General features: G+C 66.1%; 28 protein-coding genes and 3 pseudogenes. 8 read left to right on the top strand and 23 right to left on the bottom strand.

The window, feature by feature from the left end; all coding sequences use genetic code 11:
* Positions 1 to 503: 503 nt before the first annotated feature.
* Entirely contained in the window at positions 504 to 1,151 is a 648-nt protein-coding gene (phoU, locus tag HYG77_RS32320) for a phosphate signaling complex protein PhoU (RefSeq protein WP_208963731.1), read from the top strand.
* A 549-nt stretch (positions 1,152 to 1,700) separates the two neighbouring features.
* On the opposite strand, the pseudogene HYG77_RS32315 reads toward phoU, so the two are convergent.
* Positions 1,701 to 2,129: pseudogene (locus HYG77_RS32315) on the bottom strand (IS1380 family transposase); the annotation flags it as partial.
* Positions 2,130 to 2,348: 219 nt separating this feature from the next.
* On the opposite strand from HYG77_RS32315, the gene HYG77_RS32310 reads away from it, so the two are divergent.
* Together HYG77_RS32310 and HYG77_RS32305 are read left to right on the top strand one after the other, a co-directional pair.
* The gene (locus HYG77_RS32310; protein ID WP_208964235.1) at positions 2,349 to 2,639 is read left to right on the top strand and encodes an MGMT family protein; all 291 of its coding nucleotides are present in this window, start codon (positions 2,349 to 2,351) and stop codon (positions 2,637 to 2,639) included.
* A gap of 131 nt (positions 2,640 to 2,770) precedes the next feature.
* Positions 2,771 to 3,247 (top strand): hypothetical protein, encoded by a 477-nt coding sequence (locus HYG77_RS32305; protein ID WP_208964234.1) that lies wholly within the window; start codon positions 2,771 to 2,773, stop codon positions 3,245 to 3,247.
* On the opposite strand, the gene HYG77_RS32300 is transcribed toward HYG77_RS32305, so the two are convergent.
* From HYG77_RS32300 to HYG77_RS32290, 3 genes are all read right to left on the bottom strand, one after another.
* Entirely contained in the window at positions 3,208 to 5,022 is a 1,815-nt protein-coding gene (locus HYG77_RS32300) for a glycoside hydrolase family 15 protein (protein ID WP_208963730.1), read from the bottom strand. The genes HYG77_RS32305 and HYG77_RS32300 overlap by 40 nt on opposite strands.
* A gap of 620 nt (positions 5,023 to 5,642) precedes the next feature.
* Positions 5,643 to 6,104, bottom strand: coding sequence for a hypothetical protein (locus HYG77_RS32295; protein WP_208963729.1), 462 nt, complete (start codon positions 6,102 to 6,104; stop codon positions 5,643 to 5,645).
* Positions 6,071 to 6,661 (bottom strand): DUF2231 domain-containing protein, encoded by a 591-nt coding sequence (locus HYG77_RS32290; protein ID WP_208963728.1) that lies wholly within the window; start codon positions 6,659 to 6,661, stop codon positions 6,071 to 6,073. The genes HYG77_RS32295 and HYG77_RS32290 overlap by 34 nt, the downstream gene beginning before the upstream one ends.
* A 136-nt stretch (positions 6,662 to 6,797) precedes the next feature.
* On the opposite strand from HYG77_RS32290, the gene HYG77_RS32285 reads away from it, so the two are divergent.
* On the top strand, positions 6,798 to 7,544 hold the full coding sequence (locus HYG77_RS32285; protein ID WP_208963727.1) for a transcriptional regulator: 747 nt from the start codon (positions 6,798 to 6,800) through the stop codon (positions 7,542 to 7,544).
* A gap of 825 nt (positions 7,545 to 8,369) precedes the next feature.
* On the opposite strand, the gene HYG77_RS40080 is transcribed toward HYG77_RS32285, so the two are convergent.
* The 8 genes and pseudogenes from HYG77_RS40080 to HYG77_RS32250 all read right to left on the bottom strand — a co-directional run bounded on the left by HYG77_RS40080 (position 8,370) and on the right by HYG77_RS32250 (position 14,873).
* Positions 8,370 to 8,546: a hypothetical protein gene (locus HYG77_RS40080; protein ID WP_244461448.1), complete on the bottom strand. Its 177-nt coding sequence runs from the start codon at positions 8,544 to 8,546 to the stop codon at positions 8,370 to 8,372.
* 64 nt (positions 8,547 to 8,610) lie between these two features.
* The gene (locus tag HYG77_RS32275; protein ID WP_244461447.1) at positions 8,611 to 8,769 is read right to left on the bottom strand and encodes a hypothetical protein; all 159 of its coding nucleotides are present in this window, start codon (positions 8,767 to 8,769) and stop codon (positions 8,611 to 8,613) included.
* Positions 8,770 to 9,414: 645 nt separating this feature from the next.
* Positions 9,415 to 9,837 (bottom strand): DUF5313 family protein, encoded by a 423-nt coding sequence (locus HYG77_RS32270; protein WP_208963726.1) that lies wholly within the window; start codon positions 9,835 to 9,837, stop codon positions 9,415 to 9,417.
* Positions 9,838 to 9,844: 7 nt separating this feature from the next.
* Positions 9,845 to 10,134 (bottom strand): annotated as a pseudogene (locus HYG77_RS40075) (sodium-independent anion transporter); the annotation flags it as partial.
* Between the two features lie 37 nt (positions 10,135 to 10,171).
* A complete protein-coding gene (locus HYG77_RS32265) occupies positions 10,172 to 12,064 on the bottom strand; it encodes a phosphoenolpyruvate carboxykinase (GTP) (RefSeq protein WP_208963725.1) in 1,893 nt (630 codons plus the stop codon).
* Between the two features lie 60 nt (positions 12,065 to 12,124).
* Positions 12,125 to 13,009, bottom strand: a complete 885-nt coding sequence (locus HYG77_RS32260) for a hypothetical protein (protein WP_208963724.1) — start codon at positions 13,007 to 13,009, stop codon at positions 12,125 to 12,127.
* A gap of 120 nt (positions 13,010 to 13,129) precedes the next feature.
* Positions 13,130 to 13,495, bottom strand: a complete 366-nt coding sequence (locus tag HYG77_RS32255) for a metalloregulator ArsR/SmtB family transcription factor (RefSeq protein ID WP_208963723.1) — start codon at positions 13,493 to 13,495, stop codon at positions 13,130 to 13,132.
* Positions 13,496 to 14,153: 658 nt separating this feature from the next.
* The gene (locus tag HYG77_RS32250) at positions 14,154 to 14,873 is read right to left on the bottom strand and encodes a carbonic anhydrase (RefSeq protein WP_208963722.1); all 720 of its coding nucleotides are present in this window, start codon (positions 14,871 to 14,873) and stop codon (positions 14,154 to 14,156) included.
* 201 nt (positions 14,874 to 15,074) lie between these two features.
* On the opposite strand from HYG77_RS32250, the gene HYG77_RS32245 reads away from it, so the two are divergent.
* Positions 15,075 to 15,569, top strand: a complete 495-nt coding sequence (locus tag HYG77_RS32245) for a MarR family transcriptional regulator (protein WP_208963721.1) — start codon at positions 15,075 to 15,077, stop codon at positions 15,567 to 15,569.
* A gap of 118 nt (positions 15,570 to 15,687) precedes the next feature.
* On the opposite strand, the gene HYG77_RS32240 is transcribed toward HYG77_RS32245, so the two are convergent.
* The 4 genes from HYG77_RS32240 to HYG77_RS32225 all read right to left on the bottom strand — a co-directional run bounded on the left by HYG77_RS32240 (position 15,688) and on the right by HYG77_RS32225 (position 18,576).
* Positions 15,688 to 15,870 carry a hypothetical protein gene (locus tag HYG77_RS32240; protein WP_208963720.1) on the bottom strand — a complete coding sequence of 61 codons (183 nt, stop codon included), beginning with the start codon at positions 15,868 to 15,870 and terminating at the stop codon, positions 15,688 to 15,690.
* A 19-nt stretch (positions 15,871 to 15,889) separates the two neighbouring features.
* Positions 15,890 to 16,321: a hypothetical protein gene (locus HYG77_RS32235; RefSeq protein WP_208964233.1), complete on the bottom strand. Its 432-nt coding sequence runs from the start codon at positions 16,319 to 16,321 to the stop codon at positions 15,890 to 15,892.
* A 722-nt stretch (positions 16,322 to 17,043) separates the two neighbouring features.
* On the bottom strand, positions 17,044 to 17,559 hold the full coding sequence (locus HYG77_RS32230) for a DUF5994 family protein (RefSeq protein WP_208964232.1): 516 nt from the start codon (positions 17,557 to 17,559) through the stop codon (positions 17,044 to 17,046).
* 114 nt (positions 17,560 to 17,673) lie between these two features.
* The gene (locus tag HYG77_RS32225; protein ID WP_208963719.1) at positions 17,674 to 18,576 is read right to left on the bottom strand and encodes a GTP pyrophosphokinase family protein; all 903 of its coding nucleotides are present in this window, start codon (positions 18,574 to 18,576) and stop codon (positions 17,674 to 17,676) included.
* Positions 18,577 to 18,697: 121 nt separating this feature from the next.
* On the opposite strand from HYG77_RS32225, the gene HYG77_RS32220 reads away from it, so the two are divergent.
* Complete coding sequence (locus tag HYG77_RS32220; RefSeq protein WP_348273606.1) at positions 18,698 to 19,429, top strand: HTH domain-containing protein; 732 nt, start codon at positions 18,698 to 18,700, stop codon at positions 19,427 to 19,429.
* A 330-nt stretch (positions 19,430 to 19,759) separates the two neighbouring features.
* On the opposite strand, the gene HYG77_RS32215 is transcribed toward HYG77_RS32220, so the two are convergent.
* The 6 genes and pseudogenes from HYG77_RS32215 to fdxA form a co-directional block, all read right to left on the bottom strand.
* Positions 19,760 to 20,170: a DUF952 domain-containing protein gene (locus HYG77_RS32215; RefSeq protein ID WP_208963718.1), complete on the bottom strand. Its 411-nt coding sequence runs from the start codon at positions 20,168 to 20,170 to the stop codon at positions 19,760 to 19,762.
* Between the two features lie 107 nt (positions 20,171 to 20,277).
* A pseudogene (locus tag HYG77_RS32210) lies at positions 20,278 to 20,562 on the bottom strand (dsRBD fold-containing protein); the annotation flags it as partial.
* Positions 20,559 to 21,227 (bottom strand): group III truncated hemoglobin, encoded by a 669-nt coding sequence (locus tag HYG77_RS32205; protein ID WP_208963717.1) that lies wholly within the window; start codon positions 21,225 to 21,227, stop codon positions 20,559 to 20,561. The gene HYG77_RS32205 and the pseudogene HYG77_RS32210, both read right to left, overlap by 4 nt.
* Entirely contained in the window at positions 21,215 to 21,661 is a 447-nt protein-coding gene (locus HYG77_RS32200) for a hypothetical protein (RefSeq protein WP_208963716.1), read from the bottom strand. Before HYG77_RS32200 ends, HYG77_RS32205 begins: the two co-directional genes overlap by 13 nt.
* 191 nt (positions 21,662 to 21,852) lie before the next feature.
* Positions 21,853 to 23,601: a cytochrome c oxidase subunit I gene (gene ctaD / locus HYG77_RS32195; protein WP_208963715.1), complete on the bottom strand. Its 1,749-nt coding sequence runs from the start codon at positions 23,599 to 23,601 to the stop codon at positions 21,853 to 21,855.
* Positions 23,598 to 23,984, bottom strand: a complete 387-nt coding sequence (fdxA, locus tag HYG77_RS32190) for a ferredoxin (RefSeq protein ID WP_208963714.1) — start codon at positions 23,982 to 23,984, stop codon at positions 23,598 to 23,600. The genes ctaD and fdxA overlap by 4 nt, the downstream gene beginning before the upstream one ends.
* Positions 23,985 to 24,044: 60 nt before the next feature.
* Here fdxA and HYG77_RS32185 point away from each other — a divergent pair, with 60 nt between their 5' ends.
* Both HYG77_RS32185 and HYG77_RS32180 read left to right on the top strand, forming a co-directional pair.
* Entirely contained in the window at positions 24,045 to 24,740 is a 696-nt protein-coding gene (locus HYG77_RS32185) for a helix-turn-helix domain-containing protein (protein ID WP_208963713.1), read from the top strand.
* Positions 24,741 to 24,818: 78 nt separating this feature from the next.
* Positions 24,819 to 25,355: a DUF488 domain-containing protein gene (locus HYG77_RS32180; RefSeq protein ID WP_208963712.1), complete on the top strand. Its 537-nt coding sequence runs from the start codon at positions 24,819 to 24,821 to the stop codon at positions 25,353 to 25,355.
* Positions 25,356 to 25,501: 146 nt separating this feature from the next.
* Here the strand turns inward: HYG77_RS32180 and folE are convergent, their stop codons facing one another.
* Complete coding sequence (folE, locus tag HYG77_RS32175; RefSeq protein WP_208963711.1) at positions 25,502 to 26,098, bottom strand: GTP cyclohydrolase I FolE; 597 nt, start codon at positions 26,096 to 26,098, stop codon at positions 25,502 to 25,504.
* Positions 26,099 to 26,112 lie beyond the last annotated feature (14 nt).

The raw sequence follows: 26,112 nt of genomic DNA, 5'->3' as shown, positions 1-26,112 counted from the left end.
GCACAGCCACGCCCACCGCAAGGGCCTACCGCGGCGTCTCACCTGAACATCGAGGAAGTCTCCGGCCCTATCGCCCGGATTGCCTTGACGCGATCGCTTCCGAAGTGCTCCACCGCGGCGCGGCGGCGGCCACGCACAACCTCGGCGGTCTCTACGCGGACATCCATCAGGCGGACTGGGACACCCCGCCGGCCAACCTGCCGCGCGAGGTCTGGGACCTGCTACTTGCCAAACACCGCACCGCAGCCGGGCATGAACCTGCCCAGCGAATCTGGAAAACAGGTCGCCACACCCCAACCGATCTGAGGCGACTCCGCAGATCAGGACCATGAACGATCCATGGTCTTTGTCAGTGTGCAGCGACCTGTTGCTCGTCGCGGAAGCCGCCATAACCCGCCCCACCGACAACACCGCGACGGCAAACAGTTGTCGCGACATCAAGTGTGGTCGCGATGGCGTCCTCCAGTTATCCGAACAGACCGATGTGCACCAGGATGAGTCCCATGCGAACGAAGTTTCAGGACCAGCTCGATGCGCTGACCGACCGGTTGGCGTCGATGTGTCACCTGGCAGGCCAGGCCATCGAGGTGGCGACCGATGCCCTGGTGCGGGCGGATCTGCCCGCGGCCGAGCGGGTCTTCGACCTCAACGAGCAGATCGAGGCGTTGCGGGGGCCGTGCGAGGAACAGGCGATGACGTTGCTGGCGTTGCAGGCTCCCGTCGCGCGGGATCTACGGCAGGTCATCACCGGGGTACACCTGGTGGCGGACCTGAGCCGGATGGGTGGGTTGGCGCAGCATGTGGCCGAAAGTGTGCGCCGCCGGTATCCGAACCACGTCACCTCTGGTGAGGCCGAACAACTCCTCGGCCGGATGGGGCGGGTGGCGGGTGGGTTGGCGGGCCTGGCCGAGCAGGTGCTGCGGACCCGAGATCCGGAGCTGGCCGCGGAACTGGATCGACGTGATGACGAGCTCGACAGTCTGCACCATCAGCTGTTGGAGCTGATTCAGGATCCCGCCTGGACCGACAGCGTCACTGTCGCCGTCGACGTGACCTTGCTGGGCCGGTTCTACGAACGTTTCGGTGACCACACCGTGGTGGTCGGCCGCCGGGTGATCTTCCTGGTGACCGGAGAACCGATGGCGCAATAAGTTGTGCATCGGTGTCACAATCGGCGGGGGGAACCTCCGCCAGGCGGCGGTGTGCCGGTTCGCGTTCGGTATCCAAGCCGCGGGTTCCTCTGGCATCAGTTTTTGGAGTGTGTCGGCATGCGATGGTGGCGTGGGCGAGTTGGACGTCGGTGACCACGCTGGGGGCGAGTCCGAGTTCAGTGATTCGGTCAAATGCCCCGTCCGGCGGCGTGTTAAGGATGTCGTAACGAAGCACGGGTTCGAGTCGCGCGGCCTCGACCTCCGCCGCTTGTCCACCCGCGGCGGCAATCGGTTCGAGGGGAGCCGCGCGGACCGACCGGACGGCGTTCGGGAGTGTCTGCATGACGTGCGGTCGTCGTCTGTCATTGCAGATGCCGTTCGATCATGCCTGCGCGCCTTGCTTGCCCTACGGCCGACCGCGGATTCGCCCGGGTTTGTCGGGTGGGTTGAGGGTACGGTCAGAGTATCTCCGAGAGGATTCCGTCATGCGTCAAAGCGTGTGGGTGGCCACGGCGGACCTGGCGCGCTACGCGGCACTCGATTCAGACCGGCGGTGCTGATCGCTGAGCGCAGCTGGGAGGCGGCGCCGCGGCCGGATCCCGTCTTGATCTTCGCGTGCCCGTAGGACGCTCCCTGTTTCTGGTGCCCGTACACCGGGCGCAGCAACGAGTCGATGTCGAGGAACGCCCGGTCCTCGATGCCGGGCAGCAGCGGGGTGCCGCCGGCGCGGATCGTGTCCACATCGTCGACGCTGTCCGCTCCGGTGAGCATCCCGCCGATGATCGAGGTCAGTTTCCCTGCCGGGTTCGCCGCACCCGAGGCCACCCGCGTGGAGGCGAGGTCGACATGAGCGTCGATCAGCTCCGACAGTCCGGCCTGCTCGCCCAGTTCGAGGACCGGGACCAGCCCGGCCGCGGACACGAGATTGTATTCGTCGAACACCGCGGACGCAGCCGTGAACGTGTGCGATGATTGCACTGAAAGTGCCCTTCCTTAGGTGGACGATCGTGACCTGAGAATCTTGATTGCCTCACTACGGGAGGTGCTTTCGTCATTCACACGCCGTTACGGCCGGCGTAGTCTCCACGGATCCAGGCTAAGCGCGCACAACGTCACACCACGTCCACGACACACCGGGCCGCCGCGAGCATGAAGCATGAGCCTGGCGGGCCACTCATCATCCTGGGAGCAAAGCCATTGAATCTGGTCGAGAACATGCACAACGCTGTTGCGTCCATCCCTGTTGGACGCGTAGCCACCTACGGCGACATTGGCGTGAGCATCGGGGTCGGCGCACGGCAAGTAGGTCGAATGATGACTCTGCTCGACAGCAGCGTCCCTTGGTGGCGCGTCGTCCACGCCGACGGTACCCCGCCCTCCTGCCACGGAGGTGCCGCACCACGATTGCTCCATGCCGAGAGGACCCCCATGCATGGACGACGCGTCGACATGACAGTCGCCCGATATCGTCCTGAGCCGACCACATAGAAGCGCACCGGGCAAATGAGTCACAGGATGCCCAACTACCTGACGATTGTGGGCCGACTCCAGACGGTACGGAGCGGGGATATTGTCCTTGCATACTCTCGACGGTCCGACGAATCCGCTAGGACAAAATGATGGACTGGGCCGGCTGGGCGATCTTCGGACTGATCGCGACCGCAGTGTTGACCGCCGTGATGATCGGCGCTCAACTTGCCGGTCTGACCCGTTTGGATCTGCCGCTGATGCTCGGGACGATCGTGGTTCCCGATCCCGATCGAGCCCGTGTGGCGGGCTTCTTCATCCACCTGGTCAACGGACAAATTTTCGCGGTGGGTTACGCTGCCGCGTTCGCCGCCTCTGGTCGCGCAACGTGGTGGAGCGGTGGGTTGTTGGGAGCGCTGCACGGGGCAGTGGCGTTGTTGGTCATCGTGCCCTTGCTGCCGGGGATCCACCCCCGTATGGCGTCCGAGCGCGCGGGGCTGCGGGCTGGGCCAGCGCTGGAGCCGCCGGGAGTGTTGGGTCTGAACTACGGGCGGCAGACTCCAGTGATCACCCTTGCTGCGCATGTCGCCTACGGGGTCGCCTTGGGAATGCTGCTGGATCCTTCCTGAGCGTCTCGAATCGCCAGGGCGGCCTGGACGAGCGTTGCATGGGTGAGGGCTTGGGGATAGTTGCCCAATAGGTGGCCGCTTGCGGGATCGACTTCCTCGCCGAATAGGCCCAACGGCTTGCCCATTTCGATGAGCTCGGTGAACATGGCGGTCGCGTCCTCGACCGCACCAGTGGCGGCGAGGGCTTGGACGAGCCAGAACGAGCAGGGCAAGAACGCACCTTCGTCACCGACGAGCCCGTCGTCACCGCCCCGATACCGGTAAAGGAGCGGACCACCGGCGGACAGTTCCCGACGGATGGTGTCGATGGTGCCGCGCAGCCGAGGTGAACCCGCGGGCTCGATCCCGATGACGGGCAACAGCAGGAGGGCGGCGTCGACATCGGAGCGCTGGTAGGTGCGCATGTAGCTACCCCGGCTGATGTCGAAGCCGTGGGCCATTACGTGGACTGCGATGGCGTCGCGCTCGCTCTCCCAACGGTGCCGCCTGCGGACGGAGGTTCGGTGGTGATCAGCGATGCGCAGCGCCCGGTCCAGAGTGAGCCACGCCATGAGTTTGGAGTGCACGTAGTGGGCGGGTTCCCCCCGAACCTCCCAAATCCCGGCGTCGGGTTCGCGCCAGCGTCGCACGACCTCGTCGGCGAGCGCCGCACCAACCCTCCAGGTCTCACCGTAGAGGCGGTGGCCGGCGCGTTCGAGGAGCCACATGGCATCGAGAACCCACCCGTAGTTGTCGAGCTGGTGCTGGTCGCGGGCACCATTGCCGACCCGGACAGGTCGGCTATCGGCGAAGCCGGGCCAGTCCAGCTCGCGCTCGCGGGGTGCGGGTTGGCCGTGGATGGTGAGCAGGACCGGCAGCCGGGGACGATCGAGGCGGCTGGCGTGCAAGAGCCAGTAGAGGAACGCACGTGCCTCGTCGACGAGACCGACGCCCAGGAACGTCCCGACCCCGATGCTGGCGTCGCGCGGCCAGGCATAGCGGTAGTCCCAGTTCCTGCTGCCGCCAGAACTTTCCGGCAATGACGTAGTAGGGGCGGCGACCGGAGCCCCTGAGGGCGAGTAGGTCAGGAGCCGCAGCGTGATGAGGCTGCGGATGACCGTCTCCTTGCCCGGGCCCTCGTAGTCGATGGCGCCGGACCAGTTTCGCCAACCAGCCGCGTCCTGGGCCAGGGTCGCCCAGGCGTGCTCGGGCTGGATCAGCGTAAGGGGACCATGGTGCTCGGCGCTCAGGATCAGGGTGAGCGGATGTCCGGGACGGACGCCGACATCGATGGCCGAGCCAGGCGTGATGTGGATCAATGGATCCGTTGACAACGCGACGGCGGTTGCTCGACTGCTGCAGATCACCCCCAACGGCCCGGCTCGGCTCCGCATGGGCCGACGGGCGGCGCCAGCTCGTGGGTCGAAAGACACAGTGACCCGCACTGGGGCGCCGCGGCTCTCGAGCCGGCGAACCAAACACAGGGTCGGGAAGAGCGTGGAAGGAAGTTCGCTGACCATCCCGTCGGTCAACAGCAGCCGGCCGGCACCGGCCTGCCACTCGGTTTCCAGGACTGCGGTTCCGGGCTGATAGCGCCGACTGATGACCTCGGCGGGTCCGGCTGGCCCGACGGCGAAGTGGCCGCCGTCAATACCGGCCACCAGACGAGCGAAGACGGGGTCACCATCGAAGTGGGGCAGGCACAGCCAGTCGATGGAGCCGCATTCGTCGACGAGCGCGGCGGTACGGGTGTCTCCCAGGAGGCCGTAGTCGGCGATCCGATCTCTACTACTCATAGCCTTGACTTCACGGTTCAGTCGATGCTGATCTGGAATTCGAGGTTGGTCAATGCTCATCCGGCCTGCTCCCGAGCATCTGCCCGACCCACCAGTTGCCGTATTGTCCAATCCGCAGGCCAGTTGATCTTCCCCGCGCATTCGAACCGATAGGGCCGCAAAGTCTTTCGTTTTGGCGGTGCGCCAGCGGCGCGAGCATTCGCCACTCCGCTGTGCTGGATGGTTTCATCTGCAGACCCTTACTCGGAGAGGAACTCGGCTACTGGTTCGTTGAACCGGGCCGAATGCTCGCTTACGGAAAGGCCAGATAGTTCTCACTGGCGGTGTAACCGCCGCGATCCCATTGACTCCCGGCCAACAAGTGCTATCCATTTTTTCGACTGCGGGATTGCGGTCGAGGTTTGCAGAGCACAGTCCGTCTGACCTCACATGTCCTCCAGAACGAGCGCCTGTTGCCTCAGGTCAAGACGCCCGCGACGTCCCGTGCGCGATCGCCCCCAACGTGTAGTACTCCGCGAGGAACGGTTGCCCGGACGTGTAGAACCCGATCGCACCCTCGCGAGCTGAACGGCTACCGTCCACCCCGACTCCAGCCGATCGGCAATCGATCGGTATCGGTCTCAACTGCCACCGACCCCCAGCGCGGTGAGGAGCACCAGCACCTCGGTGATCGCAGCGAACAGACCGTGGCCGGCGACGACGACGACGGAGAAGTGTTTCTCGGGCACCGTCGACGCGTCTTCTGACGTGTGCGTGCCCACGGCGGTGCGTGCCCCGACCGCGGCCTGGGGGGTGTGCGCGCGGTAGGTGGGAATCCAGCGCACCAACATGACGAAGCCCAGTGCTGCGACCGGTATGAGCAGGGCGAAGGCGACCCAGGCGAGGGCATCGGCGTCGCTGACGAGGTAGATGATCCATATGACGAGGCCGATGACGGCCAGTGCGAAGTGCCCGAATATCACCGCCGGCGGAAAGCGGGTGGTGCGGGGCTGACGGGGACCGCCCTTTGTGATCCAGGTGGCGAGCATGTAGAAGCCGCCGACAGCGGTCAGAAGCCAGGCGACCAGTGCTGCAATACCCATGTCGACTCCGGGGTGATCTTCAACGCGTCGTCGAGGAGCCCTGTGGTGCGGGTGAAGCCTTCAGCCTGAGTCGACTCGTCCGCTACGCGAATGCCGAAGTGGTATGCGAGCTTCCCGCCGAGATATCCGGACACGGCGAGCGCGGCCAGGCTCACTACCGAGAGGGCGAGTGGACCGGCACTCACCTGCTGCTGCTCCTCGTATGTGCTGTGGCGCCACAAGAAGTTCACGATGTAGGCGGCAGTGACTGCCAGGTTCAGACTCATGTGGATCAGACCGGTACGAAACGCCGGCGTCCCGGTGGGAATCGCGAATAGATCGAGGAACCCGATCATCGCCGCGGCCACCGCGCCGAGCACGCCGATCCCGATCAGCCACACCGATCCCTGGGTGAGGAATCCCGGTGTGTCGACGACTCGGGACCCAATGTCGAACACCAAGGACGACACCCAGGCACCGATCGGGACCGTGACCAGAATCGGATGGAAGGGATGCCCGTACGGACCGGCCAGTCCCGCGCTGACCGGATGCTTTCCTCTGTCCGTATCACTCGACAACGCGATCACCCACTTGTGCAGGCACAGTATTTGGTAAATAAAGTTTGGTCCTATTCCTGATGCGGGTCAACCCCTACGTGGTCAACGGGTCCGCCCGTGGAGTATCTCCCACCGCCGTACGCGTTACTCTGAGACCATGGCGAGGGAAACAGGCGCCGCTTTCCCCTCGGCGCTGCAAATCAAGGCGATCGCCGCACTCGACGATGATCTACGCCGCGGGTTGTACGAATTCGGTCGTCGCGCGGGGCGTCCGGTCACCCGTGACGAAGCCGCCGCCGCGGTGGGAATTTCGCGGAAGCTGGCGGCATTCCATCTCGACAAATTGGTGGCAGCGGGTTTGCTGCGGGCGCACTACGAACCGGTGGGCGGCATCCGCAGGGTTGGCCGGACGCCGAAGGTTTATGAACCGACCGGCGACGGTATCCACGTCGCCATTCCTGCCCGCCACCATGAGGTGCTGGCCGAAATCCTGATCGACGCTGTGATGACCGAAGGCGCGGGCGAGAGCGCCCGCGCGGCTGCGATGCGAGTGGCGGCGGCGCGAGGAGAAGACCTCGGTTCCCGAGAACGCGCTCGGTACCGGCCGGGGCGTTTGGGGGCCGAACGCGCGCTCACCCTCGCCGAGGAAGCGCTCACTCCGTACGGTTTCGAGCCGGCACGGTCGACTCCCACGTGTGTGCACCTGCGCAATTGCCCCTTCCACCCACTCGCCGCCCACGCACCAGACCTCGTTTGCGGAATCAATCACTCGTTCCTCACCGGATTCGTCACCGGCCTGCAGGCTCACACAGTCCACGCGGTGCTCGCACCCACCGACGGTCAATGCTGTGTCCATCTGACCGCCGATCCTCCGGCCGAGCACGTTGGAGGAACCTCAGCCTGAATTCACGTGTGTCACGAACGTCGAAGGTTGTTCCGTACCGAGAGGCGTTGGCCGACTTGCCGTGTGGGTGGACGACCACCCGGATCTCTTCTCCCAGATTATGCGGCCGATCATGGGACCGTCGTGTTTCGGTTCGGAAGAGGTACCCAGGTGCCCGCGGCGCTGTCGGATGCGCCGGTTGCGTTGGAAGTCGACGATTAGGAGGCTCGGTCGCGCGAAGCGTGGAGCGTGGTGATCAAAGGGGCGGGCCGACGGGGGATCCGTGAGATCCATGAAGTTGCTGGACACGGTGGATGTGCCGCTCTTTCCGTGGCATGCCGGGACGAAGAGTCTCTTCATCAGACTCGTTCCCGCTCTGGTGACCGGTCGGCCGGTTTCCTGTTGTCGACCCGGCCGTGTGGCGAGCTTCCTTCTCGAACGTGCGACGTTCGCCTTCGGGAGTAGGTGTGGACTGCAACGTCCACTGACCTAGGGATTAACCTGTGGATGGACAATGCGTCCACCAACAACGAGCCGGCGGCCGAGCGATGGCTGGCGGCGCACCGCTCCCGCTGAATCCATATCATCAGTAAGTCCTGGCTGAGCCTAGCCGATCGGCTGCTCGCCGATTTGAGGACGAAAACTTGCCACGCTCGACCTCATCGGTAAGTTCGGTGTCTGAGACCAGAGGTCTTCATCGGTTGTCACCGTGACGGCGTATCCCGCGTGACGCGTTGGCCGCTCACGTATTCCATGTCGATGATGAGGTGGTTGTCGCCGGGATGGTTCGACCACGGGGCCGTGCTCCGATCGTGGAATCTGGCCATGGTTTCCGCGAAGGACACGTTAGGTGCCGTCGCCCATGGTAACTGCGCTCCATCCGATTCGGGTGGTCAGGTCGATGTTCCCCGCTTCGAATGCAAGAAACTTCCCGTCGAAGCGTTCGAACGTCTCGTCGTCGGTGGGGATGACGACTTCGCCCCCGATGGCGGCGAAGGACGCAGCGTTCTCGGTGAAGGCCATTCGACCGACCGGAACCGACCGCAGCACTCGGTCGCAGAGAGCGTCGAATCCGGGGCTGTCGTGGTCACTCTTCGGGGGTGGTGGCGGTGTTCTGGGTGGGAATCCAGCTGATTCGGCGGTCGATCCCGGTGGCAGCGGCGGCGAGGTCGGTGCTCCACTCGCTCAGGGGCGGTTCGGGGTTGTCGACATCTTCCCACTCGAGGATCCGGCGAGTGAGTTCCACTGCAGGTCGGTGGAGTGGATGGTTCGGGTCGTCATCGGGTCCTGGCTTCTGTTGGGTTGGCTGGTTTCGGTCGGCGATCTCGGCGAGCACGGGTGGTGGTGGTTCCGGCGTCGCCGTGTCGGCGACGCGCCGGGATGACGGGGGTCGGGCACGGGAATGCGCGGGAGAAGGCTATCGGCCCGACCTCACGCGAGCGGGACTACTCGCGTTCCGGCGCTCCCACGGTTCGCCGGCTCAACCGTTCCGTGATCCGGTCCGGTTCCACCAGCTCGGAGTAGCGCGGATCGACGATTGGTTCGCGCCGCGACGCTGCCGCCGTAGTTGCTCATCCGGGTCGCAGCGCCGAGATGGATTCTCGAGTGGGTGCCGACGTATCGGAATGTGGCATGACGATCCTCCCCCCATGGACGTGGCCGGTGACCAGGCGCACTGCCGGACGAATTTGAGGCGCCCCCACCACATGCGCGTCGGCCCAGCCTGAGTTGTGTGGCCCCGATTCCCCGTCGCTCGATCCGGGAGGCGCATGGCCCACCTCAGCCCACCGGCACTTCCATTACGGCGACCCTTGCCAGGGACGGCAATTAGCGGTTGGTCGTGAACGGGGTGCACCCCGGGATGTGGGTTGCACCCGTGGTTTTTGCTGGATCAGGGTGCCGACCGGTAACGGGATTCGTAGGAGGCCTGCTGCTGGTCGAGTCGGCGTTGTTGGTGAACGTTGAGGAGGCGGGGGTCGAGGCCGTGGCTGACCAGCCGGTGGCGGAGGTAGATGCTCTTCAGGGCGAGAAGGAAGTACACGAACGGCAGGAACAGCAGCAGCACCATCCCGGTGCGGATGATCCAGGGTCCGGGGATCAGCAGGAGTCCGGCAAGGATGGGAATCAGCGGGGTGAGGCAGCGGGTGGCGTAGCGGCGGGTGGCGCCGGGGCCGGTGGTGTCGGCCACGACCCATGGGTGCAACTCGGTGGGCAGTGTTCTGCCCAGGACGTAGCCGAGGTGTTGCCGCGCAGTGGGTTCGGGTGTGGTGGTGGGGTCGGAGGTGGGGGTCGTGTTGTCTGTGGTCTCGGTCATGATCGATCTCGTTCGTGGTGGAGGTGTGGTGGGATTCGGGTAGGACGAGCATGCGGGCGTAGGCGATGGCGCGCGGGGTGGTGTCGACGAGGCGGTGGCTTCGCTGTCTGTGGTGGTGAAAGACCCGGAAGCTTGAGGGGGCGTAGGTGTTCGGGTGTGGCTCCGGAGGTCAGGACGGTGATGTGCCGGTGCGCGAGGGATGATCGCGCCGGTGGCGTCCATTGCGATGATCCGCGACATGCGCAGGATCGCCACCGTCACCTCGGCCGGGTCGGCGAGTTCGAGGAGGAACCGGTGCGGCAGCGTGACGAGCGCCCCGATTGCGCGGGCGTTGTCAGAAGCGGGGCTGCGCCCACCGGGATTCTCCGTCCCCGGGTGCGGGGTCGCGTAGGATATCGATGGTGGCGGCGTAATCGGACGCGGCGGCGAGGCGTTGGCGGAGGGCGGCGAGTTCCTCGCGCAGGACGTCGGGCAGCCTGTTGCCGCCGATGGTGGCGAACCATTCGTCGATCAGCCGAAGTTCGGTGGCCCATTCCGTGGGGTCCACCCGCAGCGCGTCGGCGATCGTGGTGGGGTCGAATTTCAGGCCGGTCAGGTCGAGGGCGCCCGGGGTGGGCACGTTGCCGAGCGGGGTCGCCGCGGCCTCGGCGGTGCCCTCGATCCGCCGCAACGCCCACTCGAGGATCCGGGAGTTTTCGCCGAAGCCGGGCCAGAGGAATTCGTCGTCATCGCCGCGGCGGAACCAGTTGACGTAGAAGATCTTCGGCAGCAGCTCCGGGCTGGTTTTCTCGCCGATGTCGAGCCAGTGTTGGAAGTAGTCGCCGACGTGGTAGCCGAGGAACGGCAGCATCGCCATCGGGTCGCGGCGCACCACACCGACCTTTCCGGTGGCGGCGGCGGTGGTTTCCGAGGACAGGGTGGCGGCCAGGAACACCCCGTGCCGCCAACTCAATGATTCGGTGACCAGCGGGATGGTGGTGGCGCGGCGGCCGCCGAAGAAGATCGCCGTGAGCGGCACCCCCGCGGGATCATCCCATTCGGGGGCGACGGTCGGGCACTGGGCGATCGGGGTGCAGTACCGGGAATTCGGGTGCGCCGCCGGCTCCCCGGAGGTCGGGGTCCAGTCCCGTCGTTTCCAGTCCGTCAGATGCGCCGGCGGCGTGCCGGTCAACCCTTCCCACCAGATGTCGCCGTCGTCGGTGAGGGCGACGTTGGTGAAGATCGAGTTTCCCCGCTCGATGGTGTCCATGGCGTGCGGGTTGGTGAGGAGGCCGGTGCCGGGGGCGACGCCGAAGAACCCGGCCTCCGGGTTGACCGCATAGAGCCGGCCGTCGTCACCGAACCGCAGCCAGGCGATGTCGTCGCCGATGGTTTCGGCGGTCCACCCGTCGAGGGTGGGGTCGAGCATCGCGAGGTTGGTCTTGCCGCAGGACGAGGGGAACGCCGCCGCGATGTAGTGCACCTTCTGCTCGGGTGAGGTGAGTTTGAGGATGAGCATGTGCTCGGCGAGCCAGCCCTCGTCCTTGGCCATCTTCGACGCGATCCGCAGTGCGTAGCACTTCTTGCCGAGCAGGGCGTTGCCGCCGTAGCCGGAGCCGTAGCTCCAGATGGTGCGTTCCTCGGGGAAGTGGGAGATGTATTTGGTGTGGTCGCACGGCCACGGTGTGTCGGTCTGCCCCTCGTGGAGCGGGACGCCGACCGAGTGCAGGCATTTGACGAATTCGGTGCCCGCGGTGAGTGTGTCCCACACCGCGGTGCCGGAGCGGGTCATGATCTGCATCGAGACCGCGACGTATTCCGAGTCGGTGATCTGAACCCCGAACTTCGGCTCGGCCGCGTCGAGGGGGCCCATGCAGAACGCGATGACGTACATCGTGCGGCCGGCCATCGCCCCGCGGTAGTGCTCGGTCATCATCGTCTTCATGTCGACCGGGTCCATCCAGTTGTTCGTCGGACCGGCGTCGGCCCGGAACTGGGAGCAGATGAACGTGCGGTCCTCGACTCGGGCGACGTCCTCGGGATCGGAGGCGCACCAGAAAGAGTTCGGTTTGCGCTCCAGTCGCACGAAGGTGCCCTTGTCCACCAATTGTGTGGTCAGCCGGTCCCATTCGTCGGCGCTGCCGTCGCACCACACGACACGGTCGGGGGCGGTGAGGTCGGCGATCTCGTCGACCCAGGACACGACGGCGGTATCTGCGGTGGGGTATGCGGCGGTGGGGGTGTTCACGGGTGTTCTCCTTCAAAAGATATTCGACAGAATGTGCTGCTTGCGGCGCGGTGCGGTGGATCACCGATGTGGATCGCGATAGGGGACGGGATGGCCGAGGGCCCGGCTCACGTGGCGGGCGATGGCGGAGACCAGCCGCCGGTCATCGACGGACGGCAGCAGCTGGTCGGCGGGGGTGATCAGCGCCAGCGCCCGCACACAGGCGGCCACCGCCTCGACCGTCAGGGCCCGCACCTCGTGCCCACACAGCGCGGCGAGCAGCCCGGGCAGCACCAGCGCGCCGTACGGGAAGCCGTCGGCGGGAACCGCCACCGTGCGGCCGACTGCCGCACCCTCCGGGGCGCAGCCGGCCAGATCGATCAGGACGTCGTTGCGGTCCATCAACCGGCGCAGCGGGAACACCTCGGCATCACGCTCGTGCCAGCTGCTCAGATCCCCGACCCCGGAGGCGATCAACACCGGCGCCAGCAATGGTGCCCACGAGGCGCCGGTGATGACGACCCGGCCCGCGCGTGGCGGGACGCCGCGGCGGCGCAGGGTGGTGATCGTCGCGGCCGCCACCGCCGCCGTCAGCACGTCCAGTTCGGTGAGGACCACGGGCCCGCCGCGCTCGGTCACCTCACGCACCACCGCAGCGGACTCCCGGAGCCTCAACCCGACCACGAACACCGCGGACACCGCCGTCGGGAGACCCAGGATGCGCTCGGTCAGCACGTGCGGGTCGTCCGTGGTCACCGGAACGCTGAGCGCGCGCATCGGAGTCCGGTCCCGGATGAGGGCCGCGTAATCCTCCATCGCGGCCCACGGGGTCCGCGTCCGCCCCGACCCGGCCGCGTTGGGCGAACGGGTGGCGGACACGGCGAGCACCGCGACAGCGATTCCCGTCAACGCCATCGCGGGCCTGTCGGGCGGCCCGCTGGCGTGACCGTCGTGATTGGTCGTCACCGTCCACTTCTCTTTCCGGATCCGAGAGACGCATCTCCGCCGCTCATGATTCCAATATATGTACTTTAGAAAATTCGCAACTAATACTTGTGCTGTGGGGTTCTGCCTGGGTGGGCCCCGTCAGCCCCCGGTCTCGCCCACCAAGGCGGGAGGTGCGGGTTGGTCCTCGAGCATCTCGGCCTGCCCGGCGACCACCCCCGTCAAAATCCCGCGTGCGACGCGTAGCAGCTCGGCGATGCGGGGGGAGGTCAGCGCGTAGGACACCGACAGGCCCTCGCGGCGGGCGGTGACCAGGCCTGCGCGTCGGAGGATCGACAGCTGCTGGGACAGGTTCGCCGGCTCTATGCCCACCTCGGGCAACATCTCGGAGACGGCGTGTTCGCGTTCGCTGAGCAGCTCGAGAACCCGGATGCGTGCCGGGTGCCCCAACGTTTTGAAGAAGTCCGCCTTCATTTGATACAGCGGTTGGCGCGAGTTCGCGGCCATGATGCCTCCTGTCGTCCGGGTCGATCCGGTGCCGGCGAGATGTGTTGGGCCTCTCGATGCGGCGCGGGGCCTGCTGCCTCGCCTGCAACCTACAGCTCCCGCAGGGTGTGTTACTTGCGAATCTTAGCAAGTTGCTTGGATTCGTGTTGCAGGGCCAGTTCCGGCCACGCATCCCGAAGCGGGCTCCCGCGAACCGCGCGTCGCGGCAGGTGCCTCGCCACCGAGGGGGAACCGGGCCGACCGCGCTGGTCAACGATCCCCTCCGCTGTCCGATGCCCGCGACCGGTCGGTGGTGACTACTGGTGCACGGGAAGGATTCCGTCACTCGTCGGATTCGCAGCACTGATGACTGGGCAGGAACCGTGATCGCATGGTCAGGAGAACACCTATCGTCAACACGAAGACGGAGGCGACGATCTTCCACCATAGCGGTTAATCGGGCACGACGGCCCGGACAGTCCAGCAGAGGACGCCGGCCAGGGCCAGGCCCATCGAGATCTTGTGTGCGCCATGGTGAGCGGACCGGTCTCAATCCCCGGATCAAGCCGTCGCCCAGTCCTCCGATACCGATGAGGCTGAGTCCGGCGAAGTACAGCGCGGTGCTCACTGGGGATCCTCCGATCGGTGCGACGCTGCCCTCTTCTCGGGCATCGACTGGTCAGGCTGCGCCGCCCTGCCGCGCCGGTGCCCCGCCCGCGCTATCCGCCGGTGGTAAGTGATGTGGTCTCGGATCCGACGGAAGTCGTGGTGCTCTGGGGAGTCGGTCGCCGGGCTCGCCGATGTCTCCCACCGTCCCCTGAAGGTGTATTCGGCCGTCGGACAGCTTGTAGGTGACGCCCGCGATGGCGCAGGTACCGGCCTCGATGCGTCCGGCGATGATGCGTGAGCGCTGCGCAAGAAGTGCGCCGGTCTCCACGACGTGATGGGCTTCGAGTTCGTCTGCGGTGCAGAGCCCTTCGCGGCGTCCCGTCATGACCGACGGTGCCACGCGTTCGACGACGGTGCGAATGAATCCGTCCGGCACCGCGCCGTTGTCGAGCGCGTCGAGCGTCGCCTTCACGGCACCACAGCCGTCGTGGCCGAGCACGACGATGAGCGGAACGTTCACGATTTCGACGGCGTACTCGATCGAGCCGAGAACGGCGTCGTCGAGGACGTGGCCTGCGGTGCGCACGACGAACACGTCACCGAGACCCTGATCGAAGATGATCTCGGCGGCGACTCGCGAGTCTCCGCATCCGAACAACACGGCGGTGGGGTGCTGCCGGTCGACGAGCGTCGCGCGGTCCGCGATCCCCTGGTTGGGATGCAGTGGGGTTCCGTTGACGAATCGCTCGTTTCCCTGCCGCAAAATCTTCCATGCGGACGCGGGGTTCATAGGGTGCGAAGAATCTCTGTGCACTGAGGCCTCATTTCCTCTCGAGCGGGCTGGGTACTCGTGTCGCTGCGCGGGCCCGGATCGGGGCGAAGCTCGAACATTACTGACGAGGTCACCTCAGCGCGGCGCGGCGGTCCAGTGCCCACCACGCTACCCAAGTTCTTGCATCATGCAAGCCTTAGTTTCTGCAATACTTGAGCTATGCACAAACACGGCGGTGACGACGAGTCGGTGAGCACGAGTCCCGAGGATCTGCGAGCATTCGAAGTCGCCACCCGAGATCTCGTGGGTGTGGCGCTGCGCAGCATCGAGGGCGGCGACGTCGACGTCACGTTGCCGCAGCTGAGGCTGCTGATGGTGCTCAGCGAGGAGGGCACAGTGAGTTCGGGTCAGGCGGCGCGAGCACTGGGTGTTGCCGCATCGACGGTCACCCGCCTCGCGGATCGTCTCCTCGCCTCCGGACACCTCAGTCGAGGCGCGGATCGATCGAATCGCAGCGTCGTCACCCTGGAACCGACGGCGCGGGGGCGCGCCGTCGTCGAGCAGGTGAATGCTCGACGACAGGACGAGCTGCGTCGCATCCTCGACCAACTCGACCCCACCGAGCGGTCCGATTGTGCGGCCACCCTCCGTCGCATACACGAGTGCCTCGACGGAACGGCGACACCACCCGCGCTCAGTTTGCTGTTGCGGTGAACTGCCCGCTCCCGTGGTAACCGGCTGGTGCGCTACGCCACGACGTCCGATCCGATGTCGCATCGAGCACGACTACCGGAAACGTCGAAACCGGGCCCGGACTGGCCATTTGCGACCATTATGTCGAGCCCTCCTGGCTCGGCGGGCACCGCGACGCCGCCATGTCACCGTCGCCCACCTCTTCCTCGCCACCCAGCGATTGCTCACCCACATCCGGCTGGCAGGCCTGGCCCGCTACGCCACCGCCCGCGAACGTCCACGCGCACCCATTCATGGGATCGGTACCTGCCGACCGTGCCACCGCACCACCTGGCGCAGTCCTACCAGGGGAGGGCGTGGGGTACGGGTCCGATCTCGATGGTCGACGACATCGCCGCCAGACCGATCCGGACCCATTCCACGGTCACCGTGAGCGACGCCGGCGCGGGGATACCGTCTATCCAATACCGCGGCGCGGTGCGGAAGTCGATTGACCGCCTCGTTCCGGTCGACAGGATCGGGGCCTGGTACGGGTCGGCCTCGCCCGTGAGATCCATGGCGCGCACGTGCGTTCGGAGGAACGACCACCGCGGCGACGGGTCCCCGGGGTCGGTCAGCGGTCGTGTTTCATAGCGTGCCTGCTGGGCCGCGTGCCCGAAGGCGGTGAGGGCAAGACGCAGTTCCACCCCGGCCGGGTAGCGAAGAAGGTCGACGAGTTCGACGGTGATCCCGAGGTCGGCAGCGAGAACGGAACGCCCGTGAACAATACCCACCCCGCGCCACGCGGGTGGGGGTGCGGCCGGCCAGCGTCTTCGCATACGCATCATACTTCCACTGAGACAGAGCCTCGACGTGAGAATCCCATCGGAGGAGCACTTTTCGCGTCCCACGGCACGCAAACGACATTGGTCCCGTGGATCAAGTCCCGTGCCGTGGTGTGCACGACGATTGTATCAAGCAACACCTGTACCGGCGGACTTCCCTGTGCGCGCGGTAATGTGAGTGGGCCGGAACGACAGTGCCTCACGGCTATGCGACTGGTGCTGGCAGGGGGAGCGGCGCTGAAAAGGGCCAGCACGAGCACCAGACGGTGGGCCATCCTGGGGAAGTCGAACTTGGGGGTCCTGCCTCCTCGGTGAGGCCGTCGGTCATGCGCCGAGCTACCCGCCGGCATGGAAAGTCATTGACCCCATTGTCTTGCATTCCTGCAAGCACGTGACGAATACTCTCAGCGGTTGTGGACGCTTCAGTGCCGTGGGGGCGCTCATCAACAGGCGAATTCTGGAACACGATGACCACCTCCCCGCCCCTCGCACGACGTGGGGTATGCGGAACCTCGCGTCCGGCGGACAACGTTTCGCGCGTGGCTCGACGGGCGGCTCTCGCGCGGGTTGTCCAACAGTCACTCGGTGCTGGCGCCCTGACCGGCGTTAGCGAAAATCGCTGTGGCGGAGGCAGAGTAGCCGGAAGAAACGTGTCTCCTCCTGGGTGTCACTCAGCTGCGTCGCACCCCGGCGCGGTCGCCGGTGCGGCGGGGCGGCGCAGGCGTGTCTCCACGGTGGCGTAGTGCTCCGCCTTCGGACTCCCAGCGGTGCTGGGCGAGCAGTGCCAGCCGGCGATCCTCGGCCTCGCGGGCACCGATCGCGAGCAGTTCGTCGGCGGTGGAGACGTCGCGCGGACTCGCCGCCGTCATCATGGTCGCATAGGCGAGGATCGGGTCGGTGTAGGGAGGAACCACCAGCAGGACCAGCCGCCCGAACTTCTCGCCGGTGACCGCCAGTGTGTTGCTCGACTGGTCGCTGGAGTGTCGCAGAGCGACCGTGTTGCCTGCGTGGTGGATAGACGATGGTGCTGGCGCCCAGCCCTTCTCGTCGTAGATGATCCGGTCGATGGGGCCCAACCGTCGGGAGAGGGCCGTGAGTAGGGCCGGAAGCTCATGGGTGAGGCGAGTCGATCGTGGCCACCAGGCGCCCTGTACGAATCCGCGGGACTGGGCGGGCGTGAGCCGCAATCGCAGTCCTCGACCGGTTGAGGGTGTCGCCTTCGAGGCATCCACATGCAAGGTTGGTGTGGACATGAGTGGCCTCCTGTCTGTTGATGATTAGTGAAACTGGTGCCGTGGGATTTACGGATTGGGGTTTCGTCGGCATGTTGTGGGTGCATGCTGGGTCATTCTCGCGGTGTTGCCCAGCACCACCGGGTCAGTGAGATGTGTGGTGTTTCGGCAGACATCCACACCACCTGCCGGTGGGTATCGCACGAACGGCCCGGCGGTCGAGTTGTGGGGTTTCCCGCAACGGTTCTGTGAGCGATCGCCATGCTCGTGGTCGATGGCCCCCAGGCGCAGTGGACCGTCGTCGGAGTCCACCGCCGACTTCAGACCGGCAACTTCGTTGTGCAGCCGCTCCATCTTCCTGTCGAGTCGGTGTGCGACGTCGGCGGCCTCGGTCAGCTCCTGCAACAGTCGGCGGGGTACTGAGCGCTGGTACTTGTAGTAGATCTTGTGCTCGAGGCTGGCCCAGAAGTCCATGGCGATTGTCCGGATTTGCAGCTCGACGGGTACCTGGACAACTCGGTCGCTCAAGAATACCGGGATCTCCACTGCCACATGCAAACTCTTGTAGCCATTGGATTTCGGCTTCGAAATGTAGTCTTCAACCTCGAACACGGTGACATCGGGCTGACCGCCGATCAGGTCCGCAACGCGGTAGGTGTCCGAGATGAGACCGCAGGTGATGCGGACTCCGGCGATATCGCGGATGTTCTGGCGAATGTCGGCGGCCGTGAGCGGGCAGCGCAGACGCTGCGCTTTGGCCATGATGCTGTCGGGGGATTTCACCCGTGCCGACACATGCTCGATCGGGCAGTGGCGATCCAGGTGCGTGAAACCCTGTCGCAGGATGTGCACTTTGGTGGTCAACGTCGCGATTGCGCATTGGTAGGGCAACACGAACTCGGTGAATTCGGGACCGAAGAGCTCGAACTGCGTCGTCGGTAAGTCGGGACCGCACATGCTCTCGACCGTCATGCCCTACCTCTGCTGTTCTGAAGCGGCTAATATTTAACGGAAGTATATCCGTTAAATAGGTCGAATGTAAGGTGACGAGGTGAACGAGGACAGCGATACCCGGGGTCCACGGCGAAATGTCGTGCCGCGCAACCGGCAACGGGAACGTGTTCTTCGGATGGTGCGTGAGCACGAGGGTGCGGTGGACGCCGTCGAGCTGGCATCACAGATCGGTGTGCACGTGACGACGGTGCGGTTCCATCTGGACGCGCTGTGTGACGACGGTGCGATCACGCGCACCCGGATGAACCGGCCGGGCGCCGGCCGGCCCCGTACCGGCTACCTGGCGATCGAGGAACGCGTGGATTACCGGACTCTCGCCGACGTCCTCGCGAGGGAGCTGGGCCAGACGGTGCAGACGCGGGCTCGCCGCGCGGAGCACGCCGGGCACGAATGGGCGACGCGGATGGCGGCTTCCCGCAGCGCAGGCACCGGTGACGGCGGGCACACCCCGGAGCCGGATGCCGATGATGCGCTCGACCACGCGGCGGCGCGTACGACACATGCTTTTGCGCGGATGGGGTTCGGCCCCGAGCTGGTCTCGGCGCCGGGCCCGTCGACACGGCCGTCGGCGGACAGCGGCGGCCCCGCGGGCGAACGTGAACGGATCATTCGCCTGCACGCGTGTCCGGTACGGGATCTGGCCCGGGCACATCCCGAGGTGGTGTGCGGAGTGCATCGGGGGTTGCTGCAGGGTCTGCTGGACACGTCAGCGAACGAGGGAAACCGAAAGCCGCAGCGACCGGCCCTCTCGGCTCACCTCGAGCCGTTCGTCGAACCCGAACTGTGTGTCGCCAGGCTGATGGCGCGGTGAGTCAGATTGCCCGAAACCCGCGCCGCCGGTGCCAGGGTATGGCCCGGGTGATGGTGGCGATGTCGGGGGTGATGGTGGCGATCGTTCTCCGGAACGCTCTGTGACATGTTGTCTCAGTGAGTGACTCAGTGGATGATGTTCGATACTGGCGAAATCTCGAGGCTCCGGCCTTCTTTCGCGGACATCTGGTGATGTGAGGCACTCGTACGCGCCCGAGCCACGCCGCGCGCCACCGTTGCCGGTGCGGCCGCGCGCGAATCTGCACAGTTGTCCTCCACTTCGGCCCCCGTGTGCCGACAGCGGTGATCTGGGTTGACGGGTGGGGGATTGCTACGACGCCGCCTTGTCGACGCTGTACCCGGAGAGGTCGGGGACGGCCCAATTCTCACCGTGTTTCTCGAGCGGGATGGTCGCCACGACGATGTCCGGATCCAGTGGCACCGCTCCCATGATCCGCGGAACCCACCGACCGGGAGTACTCGACGGTCCCGCCATCTCGTCCCAGCGAACGTCGACGCCGGCATCGCGGAGTGCGTCCTGGTCGATCACAATCACCGCCAGGGGAAGAGTGACGTCACCGTATACGGTGGCGAGGACGTGCGCGAGTTGCTCCGCGGTCGCGGCGTGGATGAATCCGATCTGATCGAGTGTGTGGGCGCGGGTGGACGCTTCGTATTCTCCGAATCGTGCGGCGCCTTCCCAGTCGTCGGCGAGGGCTATGTGAAAGATGTGTTCGCTCATCGTGATGTCCTTGTGGAGGAGTGTCCGGGGGAATACAGGTGTCGGGCGCCGGCCCGCGCCATCGGGTCGACGGGCATTTCGTGCGCGGCCGGTTCAGGCCGAGGAACGTCTGCGGCGCGGGCGGAGGTGAGCGCGCTGCGCGTGACCGCTTCCCGCTGCGCGGCCGCTTCGTACAGTTGATGCGACAGGTCTGCCAGGGCGCGGGCAGCGGCCATGTCATCGCTGACCTCCGGGACGTCGGTATGGTGCGGATTGCGCCGTGCGAGTCCCGTTCCCACGAAGGTGGCCGGGCCACTGGTACGCAGACGGGCCCTCGCTCGTGTCTGGGCGCCGGTCTCCGCCGATTTGTAGTCGTCGATGACGATGGTCACCGACCATGTCTTCTGGTTCATGGTTGATGCACTTCCTTTCGTGTTCTGCCGTCGCGGACGCATCCGTTCTCGTCGCTGGCACCCCGGGTGGGCTTGTCTGCGGCCACTGAGTGTTCTGTTCGGCGCGGATTGTGGTGGGTTTCCGGGAGGTCCGTGGCCTCACGGTGCGCCCGGCGATGAGATGCCGTTCCGTCGTTGGGGTCGCCGCTGGGGGAGTGATCAGAGGGGTGGTCATCGCGGACCGGATGGTGGAGTCGGGAGGTGAGGGCATCGAGTTCGGCGGAGTCGGTGCCGGTCAGGTTGCGGTGCATCGCCCGGGCGATCCTGGTGGCTTGGACGGTGGCGTGTGCGGCGATCGGACCATGAAACATCTGCCCGACCGTGGTGGACCAGAGGGTGAGCCATCGTAGGAAGTGCCGTGCCTCGAGTCGATGCCGGGTGTGGACGCTCCGGTGCACCCGCAGGGCGCTGCCCTGGTAGAGGCGGGCCCCGAACAGGACGGTCTCCCAGAAGTCGCACATGATCGGCAGGTGTGATTCGAGCCCGCTCTCGCGGATCTCGGCGAACGGATCGGCGAGGAGGTCGTCGACGAGCACGCGCCCGTAGAAGCGGCGGAGCAGGTCCTCGATGTCGGCGCGAGTGGCCAGATCCGTGCGTGGGTGTTCGTCTGGTGTCAGGGAAGGCATGAGGCCACCGCCCGGAACAGCTGGAATATCAACGCGATCAGCAGTGCGACCTTCGCTACTTCCAGTCCGATGTAGACCAGGTGGACCCTCGATCGTGGCAGGTCCTCGCCGGCGAGGATCCGGTCCGATCGTGTACTGAGGGGCGGGCGGACCACCGCGATCTGCACCACCAGCACCACCGTGACAAGCGCGAGCACCGTCAACGCGGTCGCGTCCGGTGGCGCGGCGACGCACGACGCCAACAGCGCCAGTGCCAGCACCAATTCCACCGCATTGAGCGCGAAGAAGACCTTCCGGCCGATCCCGAGCCCGATGGCCAGGGTCACGCCCGGGGCCCGAAATTTGATCGGCGCCTCGAGAAACGAAATCGCCACCACCATCCCGAGCCAGAAGACCGGCAGGAGCAACTGCGTGTAGCGCGCCACCTCAGTCATGGGCCACCCACCTTGCGACGCGGGCTCGGGTTCGGGTTCGGGTTCGACGGACGGTGCCCGGTCGGCGGGTGCAGCAGTAGTCTTCGCGCAGGGTCGGACGGTCGCCGCCGCTCACGGACCACGACCGTGCATGCGCCGCGGCCGCATCGGCTTCGGGATACCGCACGAAACTGCGGGAGCGATCGGCGGTGTCACTCATCGCCGGCCTTTTCTTGCTCGGGTTCGGAGACTGTGCCCGCGGTGACCGTCACCGACTTGGGCCCTCGGCCGACGTACGCTTCGGCGCGCATCCGTTGCACCATGTGGGGGTAGTGCAGTTCGAACGCGGGGCGCTCGGAACGGATTCGGGGCAGCTCGGTGAAGTTGTGCCGGGGCGGGGGACAACTGGTGGCCCACTCGAGCGAATTCCCGTAACCCCACGGGTCATCGACCGTGACCACCTGCCCGTACCGGTAGGACTTGAACACGTTCCAGACGAACGGCAACACGGACCCGCCCAGGACGAACGACCCGATCGTCGAGACCGTGTTGAGGGTAGTGAACCCGTCCGAGGGGAGGTAGTCGGCGTAGCGGCGGGGCATGCCCTCGGCGCCGAGCCAGTGTTGGACCAGGAAGGTGGTGTGGAAACCGATGAACGTGGTCCAGAAGTGCCATCTGCCGAGGCGTTCATCCATCAACCTTCCGGTCATCTTCGGGAACCAGAAGTAGATGCCGGCGTAGGTGGCGAACACGATGGTGCCGAACAGCACGTAGTGGAAATGCGCAACGAGGAAATAGGAGTCGGTGACGTGGAAGTCCAGCGGCGGGCTCGCGAGCAACACACCGGACAGGCCACCGAACAGAAAGGTCACCACGAAACCGAGCGAGAACAGCATGGGCGTCTCGAAGGTGAGTTGCCCTTTCCACATCGTGCCGATCCAGTTGAAGAACTTCACCCCGGTGGGCACCGCGATGAAAAAACTCATCAGCGAAAAGAACGGCAGCAGAACGGCACCGGTGGCGAACATGTGGTGCGCCCACACCGCGGTGGACAGCGCGGCGATGGCGATGGTCGCGTAGACCAGGCCGGTGTAGCCGAAGAGCGGCTTGCGGCTGAAGACCGGGAAGATCTCCGAGACGATGCCGAAGAACGGGATCGCGACGATGTACACCTCAGGGTGACCGAAGAACCAGAACAGGTGCTGCCAGAGCAGGGCGCCGCCGGTGGCCGGATCGAACAGGTGCGCCCCGAGATGCCGATCCACGAGCAGGCCCAACAGTGCCGCCGCCAGAATGGGGAAGGCGATCAGTACCAGGATCATGGTGATGAAGATGTTCCAGGTGAAGATCGGCATCCGGAACATCGTCATCCCCGGCGCCCGCAAGCAGATCACGGTGGTGATCATGTTGACGCCACCGAGGATGGTGCCCACACCCGCCACCGCCAGTCCGGTGATCCACAGGTCGCCGCCCACCCCCGGCGAATGCACCGCGCTGGTCAGGGGGGAATACCCGGTCCAGCCGAAGTCCGCCGCCCCGCCCGGGGTGAGGAACCCGGACACGGTGATGATCGCGCCGAACAGGTACAACCAGTAACTGAACGCGTTCAGCCGGGGGAACGCCACGTCCGGGGCGCCGATCTGCAGCGGCAGAATGTAGTTCGCGAATCCGAAGACGATCGGCGTCGCGTACAGCAGCAGCATGATGGTGCCGTGCATCGTGAACAGCTGGTTGTACTGCTCGTTGGACAGGAACTGCAGTCCGGGGACCGCGAGTTCGGTGCGGATCAGCAGGGCCATCAACCCGCCGACCATGAAGAACACGAACGAGGTGACCATGTACATCAGACCCAGCATCTTCGGGTCGGTGGTGGTGGCGGCCCTATAGAGCAACGACCCCTTGACCCCGCGCCGTGCGGGGAACGGGCGGACCGGAACGACGTCCACGGTGAGCGGAGTCACGATGCACCGCCGTCGCAAGGGAATGCCTTGTCGGTAGCGGCGGGATCCGAAGGTGGATAGCCACTGACCAATTCGGTGTCGGCGGCGAGCGGACCGAGCTTGCCCGCCCCGCCCGGCATCCCCAGCGCAGCACTCGCGCCGGGGAGCGGACTGTGGAAGAACCGGGCGTTGTCGTCGGTGAACGCGCCCCACCGGGCGGGCAGATCGTCCTCGTAGAAGATGGCCTCCACCGGGCAGACCGGCTCGCATGCGCCGCAGTCGATGCATTCGTCGGGATGGATGTACAGCGACCGGCCGCCCTCGTAGATGCAGTCCACCGGGCATTCCTCGACGCAGGCCCGGTCCATCACATCGATGCACGGCTCTGCGATCACATAGGTCATGGCCACCTCCGGGAAGCTCACCCTTTTTTAGAGGAATCCCTTCCTCTAAAGTCATACAGTATGGCGATACGAAAAGGAACCGGTGCCGGACGCGCCGGGACGCACGCAGTGTTGGCCTCGCGCAGGCGGGTCCAGCTGCTGGACGCCTTGCGGGCCAGTCAGACACCGATGACCGTCGGTGAACTGGCGGCGCTGTGCGAGCTGCACGTGACCACGGTTCGCTTCCACCTCGACGTGTTGACCAGCGCCGGATTGGTCTCGGCCGAACCCGAACGGAATCCGGCGCGCGGCCGTCCCCGCCAGCTCTACCGGGCGCTGGCCCCCCTCGAGCCGGGCCACGCCGACTCCGGATACCAACAGCTCGCTCGCGTGCTGGCGGCGCACTGGGCGAGCCCCGCGGACGACCCCATGGACCGGGCGGAGGCGGCCGGACGCGCGTGGGCACTCGACGACCTCACCGACACTCCCGGGTCCGGGTCCGCCCGATCGATCGACGACGCCGCGAGCACCCTCACCGCCCTGTTCGCGGAGATGGGATTCGACCCCGAACTCGAGTCCACACCCGAGGAGATACGAATCCGGTTGCATGCCTGCCCGTTCGAATCGGTCGCCCGGCAGAGCCCGAACGTCGTGTGCGCGCTGCATCGCGGACTGATGCGCGGCGTCCTCGACCGGCTCGGCGCACCGGAAACCGACAATCGGCTGATCCCGTGGGAAACACCCCAGACCTGTGTCGCCCACCTGACGCGACGCTAGCCGGTCCGGTATGCCCGGCGCCGACCTCGATTGCGCACCAAGGTGGTGTGGTCTGCGGCAGGGGGAGGTGGTGAGGCGATGTTGCTGTCCGTGGGGCACGGCCGGCTCGGTCGGGAAGAACTGACAACCCTGCTGAACCAGGCCGGCGTCGACGCGGTGGTCGACATTCGCCGGTATCCGGGCAGTCGCCGCAATCCCGATGTCGGCAGCGAGATGATGACGCACTGGTTGCCGGACGCCGGGATCGGCTATCGCTGGGAGCCGCGACTCGGCGGTCGCCGCCGCCTGCCGCCCGGGCAGCCGCGTGAGGACCCGTGGTGGCAGGTCGATCAGTTCGCCGCCTATGCCGTACACACCCGCAGCACCGAGTTCGCCGCGGCACTGACCGAGCTGTTGGATCGGGCGGCGCGGCAGAGAACGGCGATGATGTGCAGTGAGAGCGTGTGGTGGCGGTGCCACCGCCGGCTCGTCGCCGACGTCGCAGTCCTGCGCTGCGGGGTGCGCGTCGAGCACCTCATGCACGACGGCCGGCGCACCCCGCACCTCCCGGCGGAGGGCGCCCGGGTGCGGTCCGACGGCCAGGTGGTCTGGGACCTTTCCCGGGCGAGGTCCTGATCGGCAGGCAAAGTGGCCCGCCCTCGTGCCCGACGCCCGACGCCCGCTCCGGGTCGTCGCCGGCCGAGACCGCAACGCGGAGCGACGCAGCGCTCGGCGTGCCGCCGCGGAAGGAATGACGGGCCGCGGGTCGTCCACCCGCCCGGTCAGGCGTGGACGCCGGCGAGGGCGAAGAATTCCTGGCGCGAACGAGGATCATCGCGCAACGCTCCCAACAGTGCGGAGGTGACGGTGGCCGATCCCACCGATTGCACCCCGCGCAGGGTCATGCAACTGTGCTCGGCCTCGATGACCACCCCGACACCGCGAGGTTGCAGGTGTTCGTCGAGCCAGCCCGCGATCTGCTTGGTGAGCCGTTCTTGAACTTGCGGTCGACAGGCGAAATGCTCTGCCACGCGGGCGAGCTTGGACAATCCGATGATGCGTTCGCCGGGCAGATACCCGATGTGCACGGTGCCGGCGAACGGCAGCAGATGATGCTCGCACACCGATCGCAGCGGGACGTTGCGAACCAGGACGAGCTCGTCGTAGTCCTCGTCGTTGGGGAAGGTGGTCAGATCGAAGGCGCGGGGGGTGAACAGTTCGGCGTAGCCGTGGGCCATGCGCCGGGGCGTCTCGCGCAGGCTTTCCGAGTCCAGGTCGATCCCGAGAGCTTCCAGGAACGCCGCTGCCGCCTCTTCGGCCGCAGCCAGGTTTCGTCCTGGTGCCTGATGGAGAACGTGGAGTGTCGCGGTCGACGGCATGCCGGGTTCCTTCC

This window comes from Rhodococcus sp. ZPP (assembly GCF_017656075.1).
Classification (GTDB): domain Bacteria; phylum Actinomycetota; class Actinomycetes; order Mycobacteriales; family Mycobacteriaceae; genus Rhodococcus_F; species Rhodococcus_F oxybenzonivorans.
Note: the sequence above shows the minus strand (reverse complement) of the source record. Positions and strands in the feature narration are given on the sequence as shown.

Excerpts from the sequence above, each read along its gene's own strand:
- phoU (WP_208963731.1), top strand. The coding sequence starts at position 504 with ATGCGAACGAAGTTTCAGGACCAGCTCGATGCGCTGACCGACCGGTTG.
- HYG77_RS32305 (WP_208964234.1), top strand. The coding sequence starts at position 2,771 with ATGGACTGGGCCGGCTGGGCGATCTTCGGACTGATCGCGACCGCAGTG.
- HYG77_RS32300 (WP_208963730.1), bottom strand. The coding sequence starts at position 5,022 with ATGAGTAGTAGAGATCGGATCGCCGACTACGGCCTCCTGGGAGACACC.
- HYG77_RS32295 (WP_208963729.1), bottom strand. The coding sequence starts at position 6,104 with ATGGGTATTGCAGCACTGGTCGCCTGGCTTCTGACCGCTGTCGGCGGC.
- HYG77_RS32285 (WP_208963727.1), top strand. The coding sequence starts at position 6,798 with ATGGCGAGGGAAACAGGCGCCGCTTTCCCCTCGGCGCTGCAAATCAAG.
- HYG77_RS40080 (WP_244461448.1), bottom strand. The coding sequence starts at position 8,546 with ATGGCCTTCACCGAGAACGCTGCGTCCTTCGCCGCCATCGGGGGCGAA.
- HYG77_RS32270 (WP_208963726.1), bottom strand. The coding sequence starts at position 9,837 with ATGACCGAGACCACAGACAACACGACCCCCACCTCCGACCCCACCACC.
- HYG77_RS32255 (WP_208963723.1), bottom strand. The coding sequence starts at position 13,495 with ATGGCCGCGAACTCGCGCCAACCGCTGTATCAAATGAAGGCGGACTTC.
- HYG77_RS32250 (WP_208963722.1), bottom strand. The coding sequence starts at position 14,873 with ATGAACCCCGCGTCCGCATGGAAGATTTTGCGGCAGGGAAACGAGCGA.
- HYG77_RS32245 (WP_208963721.1), top strand. The coding sequence starts at position 15,075 with ATGCACAAACACGGCGGTGACGACGAGTCGGTGAGCACGAGTCCCGAG.
- HYG77_RS32225 (WP_208963719.1), bottom strand. The coding sequence starts at position 18,576 with ATGACGGTCGAGAGCATGTGCGGTCCCGACTTACCGACGACGCAGTTC.
- HYG77_RS32215 (WP_208963718.1), bottom strand. The coding sequence starts at position 20,170 with ATGAGCGAACACATCTTTCACATAGCCCTCGCCGACGACTGGGAAGGC.
- HYG77_RS32205 (WP_208963717.1), bottom strand. The coding sequence starts at position 21,227 with ATGCCTTCCCTGACACCAGACGAACACCCACGCACGGATCTGGCCACT.
- HYG77_RS32200 (WP_208963716.1), bottom strand. The coding sequence starts at position 21,661 with ATGACTGAGGTGGCGCGCTACACGCAGTTGCTCCTGCCGGTCTTCTGG.
- fdxA (WP_208963714.1), bottom strand. The coding sequence starts at position 23,984 with ATGACCTATGTGATCGCAGAGCCGTGCATCGATGTGATGGACCGGGCC.
- HYG77_RS32185 (WP_208963713.1), top strand. The coding sequence starts at position 24,045 with ATGGCGATACGAAAAGGAACCGGTGCCGGACGCGCCGGGACGCACGCA.
- HYG77_RS32180 (WP_208963712.1), top strand. The coding sequence starts at position 24,819 with ATGTTGCTGTCCGTGGGGCACGGCCGGCTCGGTCGGGAAGAACTGACA.
- folE (WP_208963711.1), bottom strand. The coding sequence starts at position 26,098 with ATGCCGTCGACCGCGACACTCCACGTTCTCCATCAGGCACCAGGACGA.